The organism is candidate division WOR-3 bacterium (assembly GCA_039804165.1).
Lineage (GTDB): Bacteria > Hydrothermota > UBA3072 > UBA3072 > UBA3072 > JAFGHJ01.
Window position 1 is genome coordinate 141455 of record JBDRZZ010000002.1, and the last position, 11581, is coordinate 153035.

Sequence of the window (11581 nt, forward strand, 5' to 3'; positions counted from 1 at the left end):
GAGTTAACTATGGATTATGATATGAAAACTTTGCTTGAAGAGATGGTGAGTAGAGGAGCCACAGATCTCCATTTAACTACGGCTTCACCACCTGTTTATAGAAAAGATGGGATCTTGGAGAGATCCAATTATCCTCCTCTTTCACCAGCAGATATAGAAAAATTAGTTTATTCTATATTAAATGATGAGCAAAAGAAAAAGTTTGAAATGAAGAAGGAGCTAGATCTTAGTTTCGGAATACCGGGGCTATCTCGGTTTAGGGCTAACGTTTTTTATCAAAGGGGGCAAATTGCCTGTGCAATAAGGACAATCCCATTTAAAATTAGAACTTTTAAACAATTAGGTCTACCTCCTATTGTTGCCGAAATGGCGAATAAACAGAAGGGTTTAATCCTTGTTACAGGACCTACAGGTTGTGGTAAGTCTACAACTCTTGCAGCTATTATAGATAAAATAAATAGAGAGAGGAAAGTTCATATTGTGACAATTGAGGATCCTATAGAATATCTATTTAGGCACGAGAGAGCCATTGTTAATCAAAGGCAAGTTGGTGCTGATACAGATGGATTTGCAATTGCATTGAAATACATTCTAAGGCAGGATCCTGATGTAGTTATGATAGGGGAGATGAGAGATAGAGAAACAATGGAAGCGGCTTTAAATGTTGCTGAAACAGGGCATCTTACGCTTGCTACATTACACACAAATTCAGCTGTTGAGTCTATTTCAAGAATTGTTGATACATTCCCAGAAGAAAGACACAATCAGGTTCGAGCTCAGATTGCTTTTGTTCTAATAGGTATAATAACTCAAAGTTTAATTCCAAAGAAAACTGGCGGAAGAGCATTAGCAGTAGAAATTCTCATTGGAACCCCAGCTGTTAAAGCTTTAATAAGAGATAATAAGACTCATCAATTGTATTCTCTAATGCAAGCAGGACAGAAATATGGAATGGTTACAATGAATCAATCTCTTTATAAGTTATATATGGATGGAGAGATAACCTTGGAAGACGCTATTTCTTATTCAAGAGAACCTGGAGAATTGGAAGAAATGATAGCAAAGAAACAAATGGTTTTACATTAGTTTTGGAAAGGAGGTGAGGAGTGCCTGATTATATATGGAAAGGAAGAACAGCAAGTGGAGCGATAGAAAGTGGAGAAATTACAGCTGCAAGCTTAGAAGAAGTTAATAGAATACTAAGAGAAAGAAAGATTGTTCCAACTTCTATCAGACCCAAACCGAAAGAAATAACGCTTCCTTTTTTAAAAGGGCGAGTTTCTACAAGAGCTATCTCCGTTTTCACGAGACAATTTTCTGTTATGATTAATGCAGGATTACCTTTAATAAAATGTCTTGACATTCAAGTCTCTCAAGTTGAATCTCAACGGTTTAAAAGCATACTTAAAGATTTAATTTCTTCCGTTGAAGGAGGGTCTACTTTAGCAGATGCTTTGAGAGGACATAAGGAAATTTTTGGAGATTTGTATGTAAATATGGTAGAGGCAGGAGAAAAAGGAGGTTCTCTTGCTTCAATTCTTGCACGTCTTGCCGATTATCTTGAGAAATCAGAGGAGATAAAAAGGAAAATTAGAGGAGCAATGATTTATCCTGCAGCTATTCTTTTTGTGGCTATTGTTGCTACAGCTATTCTTCTTGTTGCAGTAATTCCAGTATTTTCTCAAATGTTTGCAGATTTAGGAGGGCAGTTACCTCTACCAACGAGGATTGTTATAGGGTTGAGTAACTTCGTAAGGAAATACATCCTTTTAATTTTTGGCGCGGCAGTTGGACTTGTTCTTGCAATTAGATATTACTATAAGACTGAAATGGGTCATTTCCAGATAGATGGTTTTCTTTTGAAGATTCCTATATTTGGGACTTTGATAAAAAAACAAGCAATAGCAAGGTTTTCAAGAACCCTTGCAACACTTATTTCCTCGGGCGTGAATATTCTTGACGCTCTTGAAATTACAGCTGGAACAACTGGGAATAAGTTAGTAGAAAATGCAGTTTTACGGTCAAGAGCTTCAATAGCTCAGGGAGAATCCATTGCAGAACCGTTAAGTAAAGAAAAAGAGTTATTTCCTCCAATGGTTGTGCAAATGATTACGATTGGAGAACAAACAGGAGGTCTGGATGAAATGCTTGTGAAAGTTGCTGATTTTTATGATGCTGAGGTAGATCAAGCTGTGGCTAATTTAATGAGTGCTCTTGAACCTATTGTAATGGTTTTTCTTGGAGGGATTATAGGCGGATTGGTTGTTTCAATGTATCTCCCAATCTTCAAAATGGCTCAACAATTTATGTAATAAAAAGGAATTCTGTGAACAAAATTAAAAGATATTGTATATACAGATTTATCTTATTTTTACTTATTTTCTTTCTTATTTTCATCTTTAGGGAAGAAAGGAAAAGTTTATTTCCTTTATTTTTGCTTTCTTCTATTTTTATTCTTGATGAAATCTTTGTTCTTTCTTCACAAAAGAACCCTAATTTATTTAATTTAATTTTAGATGGGCTCTATCTTTCTCTTTCTGTTATTTTTACTGGAGGAGCTGTAAGTCCCTTTATTCCTTTTTATCTTCTTCTTATTATGTTAACCGCATATATGCTTGAACCCGTTCACTCTTTTATTATAAGTGGTTATTCAATTCTCTCATATGGATTTATTTCGCTTTTTCTAAGGGAAAAAATTCCTGGGAATCTTATTATGGTTGCTTTACCCGAACTTCCAGGATTAGAAACTGTTTTAATCGAGTTTGTCGTATTTTCTTTTGCTTTTATTTTTACTTCTGCTTTTACTTCTCTTATTATTCAAGTTTTTAGGAGACAGTTAATTAGATTTAAGATAGACATTTCCGATATTGTTGAGGCTATTGAATACGGAATTGTTGCAGTGGATGAAGAAGGTAGGATAGTTTGGAAAAACTCTAAGGCTTCTAAGCTGCTTGGAGTTTCTCTTCCTCGAGGAGAAAGGTATTTAGAAGTTCTACCTTCTCCTTTTAATGAAGCTTTTGAAAAAATATTAAAGAAAGAAGAGAAACAAATTGAACTTGAAGTTGGAGGTAAAATTTTTACTATAAGGGGTAATAATTTTGAAGATAAAGGAGTTATTTTTACAATTAAAGATAGCACTGAAGAGAAGGAAATAGAAAGAAAGATGCAGATGAGAGAGAAATTAGTTACTCTTGGAAATTTTGCAGCAAATCTTGCCCATGAGGTTAGGAATCCTGTTTCTTCGATTAGAGCTTCAGCAGAACTAATTTCTCCTTCAAAAGGTAAGGTTAATAAAAATAAAAAAATAAAAGAGGTTATATTAAAGGAGTCTGATAGATTAGACTATCTTGTGGAAAGCTTTTTAGATTTTGCAAAGAGTTTTGATCTTGAATCTAAAGAAATTCAAGTTTATTCTCTAATTGAAAATGTTATTCGGGATTTGAAAAAGAGCAAATATTTTAATAAAAATATAAAAATTCAGAATAAAGTTGGAAAAGAATTTAAGATAAAAGGAGATTATAACCTTTTAAGAAGTGTTTTTTTTAATCTTGGGGTTAATTCTTTGAAAGCAATCTCTAAAGAGGGAACTGTAGAGTTTGGGGTAGAAGAAAATGATAAAAAAGTAATATTTGTTAAAGATACAGGATGTGGAATTAAAGAAGAAGATTTAAATGAGATATTTTCTCCCTTTTATTCGCGTTTTAAAGAGGGTTTTGGTTTTGGGCTTCCTATAGTAAAAAAAATATTAGATTTACACAATTTTGATATTGAGGTTAAAAGTAAAGTTGGAGAAGGAACGGAGGTTAAAGTTATCATATGAATGAACGGATTTTGGTAATTGATGATGAGGTGAGTATTCTTGAAGTTATTAAACTTGGGTTAGAAGAAAATGGATTTAAAGTAGATATATTTTCTGATCCAAAAGAGGCTTTAGAAAAATTTTCTATGGAAAATTATGATGCCGTTCTTACTGATATAAATATGCCGGAGATGTCTGGACTTGAAGTCTTACATCGGTGTAAGGAAATAGATCCGGAATCGGTTGTCATTCTTATAACAGCTTATTCTTCTATTGATTCTGCAATAGAAGCAATAAGAGGGGGTGCTTTAGATTATATAAGAAAACCTTTTAGGATGGAAGAGTTAATCTTAAGACTGAAAGAAGCATTGGAAAGAGTTAGAACAAAAAAGAGTTTGAAGACTCTTAGAGAGGAGAAACTTGAAGAATTTAAAATTATCGGAAATAATGAAAAGATAAGGGAGATAAGAGAGAAAATAGAAAAAGTAGCTTCAACCACTTCTCCTGTTCTTATTTATGGAGAAAGTGGAACAGGAAAAGAATTGGTTGCAAATTTAATTCATTATCACTCAAATAGACCTGGAAGATTTGTTCCAATTAATTGTTCAGCTTTTCCATCAGAGTTGTTAGAATCGGAGCTTTTTGGATATAAAAAAGGAGCTTTTACAGGAGCAGATAGAGATAAAAAAGGATTGTTCGAGGTTGCTAATAAAGGAACTTTATTTCTGGATGAAATTAGTACACTTCCTTTAGAACTTCAACCAAAAATACTTAGAGCTATCCAGGAGATGAGTTTTACACCCTTAGGAGGGACAAAAGAAGTTAAAGTAGATGTAAGGATAGTGAGTGCTACAAACGAGAATATTGAGAAACTTGTAGAAGAGAAGAAATTTAGAGAAGATTTATATTATAGATTGAATGTAATTCCCATAAGAATTCCGCCTCTTAGGGAGAGAAGAGAAGACATTCTTGCTTTGGTTCAACATTTTAATAAGAAAATTTCGGCAAGGCTAAATTTGAAGGAGAAGATTTTTACGGATGATGCTTATGAAAAATTGATGAATTATAAATGGCCTGGAAATGTCAGAGAATTAGAAAATTTTATTGAAAGGTTGATTGTTTTAGAGAGTTCAGAAGTTATTGATGCTTCTCTTCTTCCAGATGAAATTGGAGGTAAAGAGGAAGGGGAAAAGTTTAATTTAGAAGAGATAGAAAAAAGAACCATAAAAAGAGCGTTGGAAGTCGCAAGAGGAGATAAAAGCAAAGCTTCAGAACTTTTGGGAATTCACCCCTCAACTCTTTATAGAAAGATTAAAAGTTATAAGTTAGAATCTCTTTTAGAAGTGTGAGGAGAGAGAATGTTTTTTGTTTCATTTTTAATAGGATTTAGTGCGGATTTTCAAGTAGGAAGAGACACTAATTTTGTTCCTTATGTGATTGCAAGTTATAGAATACCTTTTTCTGATTTGGTATTTTATAAAAGGGATACTTTCTATTTAGGAGAATATCTCGTTTCTTTAGCTTTGAAAAGAGATAGATATCAAATGGGAGGCAAGAGTAAAAAAAATAAAATATTGGTTAATGATTATAATGAAACCAAATCTGAAAATCTTTACCATAGCGATTCCATTAAAGTGGAAGTTCCTGAAGGAGAAGTAGAAGTTATTCTTACTCTTTCAGATATTAATTCAAATAGAGTTTGGAGTAAGTCGGAAAAAATAAAAATCTCAAAACTAAAGTCCCCAGACATTGGCTCTATAAGATGGCTTTCTAATCCTTCTAAAGAGGTCTTTACAAATAAAGATACTGTTAAAATTAAGATAAATATTTTAAGTAAAGAAAAAGAAAAAATTGGATTGACTCTTTATTTCAAAGATGAAAAAGAGAAGGTTTTTTTTAAAAGGGATACAACATTTTTTGTTAATAAAATTCAAGAAGTAAAAGTTTTTATTCCTGCTTCTAAATTTGAAGAAGGTTTTTATACTTTTTTTGTAGAACTTAAGCCTATAGAGAGAAAAGAAGTAATAAGAAAATCTATTTCTTTCAGGGTATGGCACCCTTTTTTCCAATCTAAAAGATTTTTAGAAAGAGTTAGGCAAATGGAATACATTGCTACTTCAAGTGAGATAAAGAAATTACTAACCGCGGAAATAGAAGAGAGAGAAAAGCTATGGAATGAGTTCTGGGAAAGTAAAGATCCAACACCTGGAGATAACATAAATGAGATCCAAATTACTTATTTTGAGAGAGTTGACTATGCAAATAAGCATTTTTCGTACAATTCTCTCTTTGAAGGTTGGAGGACAGATAGGGGAAAGATTTACATCATTTTAGGACCCCCTGATTATATAACTGAAGAACCTGTTAGTAACATTTCAGAATATTATGCTTATCAAATATGGTATTATTATGATAAAAGGTATAAGTTGATTTTTGTGCAGCGATATCTTACAGGAGATTATGAGTTGTTAAATCCCCCTCCTGAATATTGGAGATAATTTTAAAGTAAAGTCTTTATAAATCTATATTTTTTAAAAAGATGTTGACAATAGAAAAATCCAAAATACTTTTATCTATATGAAGATAGATAAAGAAGTTTTAGAAAGGATAAAAAAAGCTGAAACTGCATTCGCTTTGACAGGAGCAGGGAGTTCGGCTCCCTCAGGCATTCCGACTTTTAGAGGCAGTGAGGGTTTTTGGAAAGATAAGACTCCTTTTTCTGTTGAAATGTTTAAAGAGAATCCTCAAATAGTTTGGGAATGGCATATAGAGATAAAAAATTTGATAAAAAAAGCAAAGCCAAATGCTTCTCATTTCACTCTTGCAAAAATGCAAAAATTTTTTAAAGATTTTGCAGTAATAACTCAAAATATAGATAATTTACATCAAGAGGCTGGTTCAGATAAAGTTATTGAGCTTCACGGTAATATTTACAGAAACAAATGCAATGATTGCGGAAAAAAATATGGAGAAATAGATACAAAAGAAATCCCTAAATGTGAAGAATGTGGAGGTTTGGTAAGACCTGATGTTGTTTGGTTTGGAGAACCTCTTCCATATGATGCACTTCTCGAAGCAAGAAGATATGCAGAGAGAAGCGAACTTTGTTTTGTTATAGGGACTTCAGGGGTTGTTCAACCCGCAGCTTCTATTCCTCTTATTGCAAAAGAATATGGAGCTTTTGTGGTTGAGGTAAATATAGAAGAGACAGTTTTAAGTAGATACTTAGATTATTCTATTTTTGGAGATGTTTCAATAGTTCTCCCTGAACTTTATGAGGAGTTGCTTAAAAATGGAGGATAACTTTTTTTTAGAAAAAGCAAAGGAATATAAAACTAAATATGAAGAAGTTCTGAAGGCTCTTCAGAGTCCTGAAATTATTACTGAGAAGAAAAAGTTTATAGAATTGTCTCAAGAGAAAAAAGCCTTAGAATTGGTGATAAAACCTTTTGATGAATACAATAAAATTATGGAAAAGATAAAGGAAGATGAAAATATTATTGAAGAAACAGAAGATAAAGAAATAATAGAACTTGCGAAAGAAGAGATTCAAAAGCTGAAAAAGGAAAGTAAGAGATTACTAGATGAAATAAAAGAGGCTTTGATCTCTGGAGATCCTGATGATGATAAGAATGTGATTCTTGAAATTCGTGCAGGAACTGGAGGAGAAGAGGCGGCTTTATTTGCCGCGGATCTTCTGAGAATGTATTCTCGTTATGCAGAAAGTAAAGGATGGAAATTTGAAGTGGTTGATTTTAATAAAACAGGGATGAATGGATATAAAGAAGTTATCACTATTATTTCTGGTAAAAATGTCTATGGGAATTTGAAATTTGAAAGTGGAATCCATCGTGTGCAAAGAGTTCCAATTACTGAATCTAGTGGTAGAATTCATACTTCTGCTGTGTCTGTCGCTGTTCTTCCCGAAAGAGAGGAGGTAGAAGTAGAGATAAAGCCTGAAGATCTTAAAATTGATTTTTATTCGGCCTCAGGTCCTGGAGGACAACACGTAAACAAATCTGCTACAGCTGTTAGAATTGAACATAAACCTTCTGGACTTGTAGTTACTTGTCAAGATGAAAGATCTCAATATCAAAATAGGATGAAAGCAATGAGGCTATTACGAGCAAAACTTTTTGAGTTTGAAAAAGAGAAAGAGGAAAATGAGATTAGAACGAAAAGGAGACAAATGGTCGGTTCTGGTGATCGAAGTGAAAAAATAAGAACATATAATTTTCCACAGAATAGAATTACCGATCATAGGATTAATTATACTAAGTATAATTTGGATTCTTTTCTTGATGGGGATCTTGATGATTTAATAGAAAGTTTAAAAGCAGCTAATAGGGAGGATGTTTTAAATGAAGTTAAGAGAAGCTCTTGATCTTGGAACCAAAGAATTATCCAGATTTAGCAATAATCCGGAGTTTGAGAGTTTTGTTTTTTTGGAAGAATCTACGGGTAAAAAGAGGGAAGAGATTCTAACTAATGAAGAAGAACTTGATGAAAAAGCCTTTTTGAAGTTTGAGAATTATTTAAGAAGAAGAAAAGAAGGAGAACCTTGGCAATATATAATTGGCTCTACAAATTTTCTTGGTTTTAAAATTTTTATAGAGGAAGGTGTTTTTATTCCTCGACCCGAAACAGAGTTTTTGACATTTTTAGCCATTCATAAATTGAAAAATTTAAAAGCTCCTTTTATTCTTGAAATAGGAACAGGTTCGGGAGCAATATCTTTAAGTATTGCTGGTTCTTTAAAAGAAGCTAATATAATTGCTACAGATATTTCAAGGAAAGCTATAAAAATATGTAAGAAAAATTTTGATTTCCATAATCTTAGATCTTATGTGAGTATAGTTATTGCAGATTTACTAAGTTGTTTTTCAAAAGAGGAAAAGTTTGATTTAATTATTTCTAATCCTCCATATATTCCTATAGAGAATTTAAGCAGTTTGGATGAAGTTGTTAAGAAAGAGCCTATGCTGGCTCTTAATGGAGGAGAGAATGGTGTTTATTTTATAAATAAAATATTGGAAGAAGGTTCTCTTAGATTAAGAAAAGGAGGGTATATTCTTATTGAAATTGATGAGGTTAATTTGCCTTATATAAAGATCCCTGAAAGAATTTACGCTTCGATTTTACCTGATCAGTTTGGAAGAAATAGAATATTATTTGGGATAAGAAAATGAAAAATAAAATAATCGTTTTTTATACTCCAGGAAAAAAATATATTGAAACTGTTTTGGAAAAAATAAAAGAAGCAGCAAAGAATAATAATTATTCAGTCTCTGTATATAAAAAAGAAAAAGAAGAGTTAAAAGAATTTGATTTTGGAATTGCAGTTGGAGGAGATGGAACATTTCTCTGGGCAGCTTCAATTGTATGTAAATTTAATCTACCAATTTTGGGAATAAATTTAGGGAATCTTGGTTTTCTTACTGATATTAAAAAAGAAGAAATTGATAAAGTTTTTTTGTATCTTAAAGATAAAAATTATTACATTCAGGAGAGGTCTCTTTTAAAAGCTAATTTTAAAGGAAAAGAAGAAATAGCTTTGAATGATTGTGTTTTTTCTTCAAAGGATATTAGAGTCATTAATTTAGATATATTTATAGATGATGAATTTGTAACTCAAATTTCAGGAGATGGACTAATTATTGCTACTCCTACAGGGTCTACCGCATATTCTCTTTCTTCTGGTGGACCGATTTTAAAACCGGATGTTGAGGCTTTTGTGATAACACCAATATCACCACACACTTTGACTTTTCGCCCTATTGTGGTTAGTTGGAAATCTCGTATTCTTGTAAAGGTAAAAAGATCGTGTAATTTTATTTGTGACGGGCAGAGATTATTTAATCTTGATGAAGATGAAGAAGTTTTAATTAGAAAAAATGAAAGCCCTTTGAAGGTTGTGAAAATTAAGGATTGGAAGTATTTTAGTATTTTAAGAGAAAAATTAAATTGGGGGAATAAATGATTAAGGAGATGAGAATTAGAGACTATGCTCTTATTGAACGAGTTGAATTAAATTTCTCTCCGGGTTTTAATGTCCTGACAGGTTCAACAGGTACAGGTAAGTCTATAATAATAAATGCGCTTTCTCTTTTACTTGGAGATAAAGGAGATATAACTTCCATAAGGAGAGAAACTGATAGAGCTATTGTTGAAGGGATTTTTAATAACTCTCCACGAATAAGTAAGATTTTAGATAAATACGGAATACCAGAAGAAGAGGAACTTGTTATAAGAAGGATTATAAATAGAAAAGGAGGAGGAAGAATTTACATAAATGGTTCTATTGCCAATATTGAGATTTTAAAAGAAATTGGGGATCTCCTTTTTGATATTCATGGTCAGCATGAGCATCAATTACTTATAAGAGAAGAAACTCATATAGATTTTTTGGATTCTTATGGTAAATTAATGGAAGAGAGAAAATTAATGATGGAGAAATTTGATTTGCTTAAGAGTCTAAAAAGAGAACTTATAGAGATAACTTTAAAAGAAAAGGAAATAAACGAAAAGAAGGAGCTATATGAGTTTCAGAGAAATGAGTTGGATTTTATAAAATGGGAACCTAAAGAATATCAAGAACTGATAGAGGAGAAGAGAAAACTTGATAATTTTGAAGAAATAAAAGAATTAATGTATTATGCGAGTTCTTTATTAAGCGATGGAGATCAATCAATTCTGAGTAAATTGTCTTTAGTTACTTCAAATGTTAAAAGGGCGGGAGTTTTTGATAAAACCTTGGAAGAACTTGGAAGGAGATTAGAAGAAGCAAATTTGATTCTTCAGGATTCTTCTTTGGAGCTTGACAGATATAGAGATAGGCTCTCTTATGATAAAGAGAGGCTTCTTGAACTTACAAATATAGTAGATAGAGTGGAGAATCTAAAAAGGAAGTATAAAAAAAGTTTTGAAGACCTTCTTATATTAAAGGAGGAATTAAAGAAGAAGTTTTTTGATATAGATTCCTTAAAAGAAAGGGAGAAAGAATTAATAAGAAAGATAGAAGACGAAGAGAAAAAATTTCAAGAATTAATAGATAAAGTTTCGGAAAAAAGGAAAGAGATTTCCAAAGAATTTGCCGAGAAAGTAGAAGAAGAGTTGAGAGATTTGGGCTTTGAGAAAGCTCATTTTAAAGTGGAGATAAAAGAAAAAGAAACACCAGATGAAAAAGGCAAAGACGAAGTAAGGTTTTTATTTGAACCAAACGTAGGTGAAGGATGGAATAGACTTTCAAGTATTGCTTCAGGGGGGGAATTATCACGAGTTATGCTCGCTTTAAAATCTATTCTTTCGGATGTGGATCAAGTAGAAGGGTTAGTTTTTGATGAAATAGACTCAGGAATAGGAGGAGGTCTTGCCAAGAAAGTAGGAGAGAAAATGAGAAAAATTGGGGAAAAAAGACAGGTCTTGTGTGTAACACATCTTCCTTCTATTGCTGCAGAAGCTAGTTTCCATATAAAAGTTGAGAAAAAAGAAAGAGAAGGGAGAACGGTTACAGAAGTTAAGGAAATCAGTGGTGATGAAAGGGTTGAAGAAATTGCAAGAATGATTTCAGGTGAAATTTCCATTGAAACAGCAAGAAGGCACGCTATTGAGCTATTAAGTAAAAAATAATTATAAATTTTGGTTGTTTCTAACTTATGCATTAAAAAAATTTTATAATCCCCTTGACAGAGTTATAATAGCTTATATATTGAAACGGGTAATTCGGTGAAGAAAGTAATCTTAATAATTAAAGAAGAGAAATTAGGGAATGTCTGTAAAACA

Annotated in this window: 10 protein-coding genes; all 10 read left to right on the forward strand. The window is 32.2% G+C overall.

The features are described 5' to 3' along the window. The first annotated feature begins 9 nt into the window (after positions 1–9). Positions 10–1086 carry a type IV pilus twitching motility protein PilT gene (locus ABIN61_01755; protein MEO0292930.1) on the forward strand — a complete coding sequence of 359 codons (1077 nt, stop codon included), beginning with the start codon at positions 10–12 and terminating at the stop codon, positions 1084–1086. 20 nt (positions 1087–1106) lie between these two features. After that, entirely contained in the window at positions 1107–2312 is a 1206-nt protein-coding gene (locus tag ABIN61_01760) for a type II secretion system F family protein (protein MEO0292931.1), read from the forward strand. 14 nt (positions 2313–2326) lie between these two features. Further along, positions 2327–3820: an ATP-binding protein gene (locus ABIN61_01765; protein ID MEO0292932.1), complete on the forward strand. Its 1494-nt coding sequence runs from the start codon at positions 2327–2329 to the stop codon at positions 3818–3820. Continuing rightward, on the forward strand, positions 3817–5148 hold the full coding sequence (locus ABIN61_01770; GenBank protein MEO0292933.1) for a sigma-54 dependent transcriptional regulator: 1332 nt from the start codon (positions 3817–3819) through the stop codon (positions 5146–5148). The genes ABIN61_01765 and ABIN61_01770 overlap by 4 nt, the downstream gene beginning before the upstream one ends. A 9-nt stretch (positions 5149–5157) precedes the next feature. Continuing rightward, on the forward strand, positions 5158–6297 hold the full coding sequence (locus ABIN61_01775) for a GWxTD domain-containing protein (protein ID MEO0292934.1): 1140 nt from the start codon (positions 5158–5160) through the stop codon (positions 6295–6297). A 79-nt stretch (positions 6298–6376) separates the two neighbouring features. After that, entirely contained in the window at positions 6377–7102 is a 726-nt protein-coding gene (locus tag ABIN61_01780) for an NAD-dependent deacylase (protein MEO0292935.1), read from the forward strand. Then, the gene (gene prfA, locus ABIN61_01785; GenBank protein MEO0292936.1) at positions 7092–8183 is read left to right on the forward strand and encodes a peptide chain release factor 1; all 1092 of its coding nucleotides are present in this window, start codon (positions 7092–7094) and stop codon (positions 8181–8183) included. Before ABIN61_01780 ends, prfA begins: the two co-directional genes overlap by 11 nt. After that, the gene (gene prmC / locus ABIN61_01790; GenBank protein MEO0292937.1) at positions 8161–8988 is read left to right on the forward strand and encodes a peptide chain release factor N(5)-glutamine methyltransferase; all 828 of its coding nucleotides are present in this window, start codon (positions 8161–8163) and stop codon (positions 8986–8988) included. Before prfA ends, prmC begins: the two co-directional genes overlap by 23 nt. Next, positions 8985–9779, forward strand: a complete 795-nt coding sequence (locus ABIN61_01795; protein ID MEO0292938.1) for an NAD(+)/NADH kinase — start codon at positions 8985–8987, stop codon at positions 9777–9779. The genes prmC and ABIN61_01795 overlap by 4 nt, the downstream gene beginning before the upstream one ends. Continuing rightward, a complete protein-coding gene (recN, locus tag ABIN61_01800; protein MEO0292939.1) occupies positions 9776–11428 on the forward strand; it encodes a DNA repair protein RecN in 1653 nt (550 codons plus the stop codon). The genes ABIN61_01795 and recN overlap by 4 nt, the downstream gene beginning before the upstream one ends. The last annotated feature ends 153 nt before the right edge of the window (positions 11429–11581 follow it).

Excerpts from the sequence above, each read along its gene's own strand:
- ABIN61_01755 (MEO0292930.1), top strand. The coding sequence starts at position 10 with ATGGATTATGATATGAAAACTTTGCTTGAAGAGATGGTGAGTAGAGGA.
- ABIN61_01770 (MEO0292933.1), top strand. The coding sequence starts at position 3,817 with ATGAATGAACGGATTTTGGTAATTGATGATGAGGTGAGTATTCTTGAA.
- ABIN61_01775 (MEO0292934.1), top strand. The coding sequence starts at position 5,158 with ATGTTTTTTGTTTCATTTTTAATAGGATTTAGTGCGGATTTTCAAGTA.
- ABIN61_01780 (MEO0292935.1), top strand. The coding sequence starts at position 6,377 with ATGAAGATAGATAAAGAAGTTTTAGAAAGGATAAAAAAAGCTGAAACT.
- prfA (MEO0292936.1), top strand. The coding sequence starts at position 7,092 with ATGGAGGATAACTTTTTTTTAGAAAAAGCAAAGGAATATAAAACTAAA.
- prmC (MEO0292937.1), top strand. The coding sequence starts at position 8,161 with ATGAAGTTAAGAGAAGCTCTTGATCTTGGAACCAAAGAATTATCCAGA.
- ABIN61_01795 (MEO0292938.1), top strand. The coding sequence starts at position 8,985 with ATGAAAAATAAAATAATCGTTTTTTATACTCCAGGAAAAAAATATATT.
- recN (MEO0292939.1), top strand. The coding sequence starts at position 9,776 with ATGATTAAGGAGATGAGAATTAGAGACTATGCTCTTATTGAACGAGTT.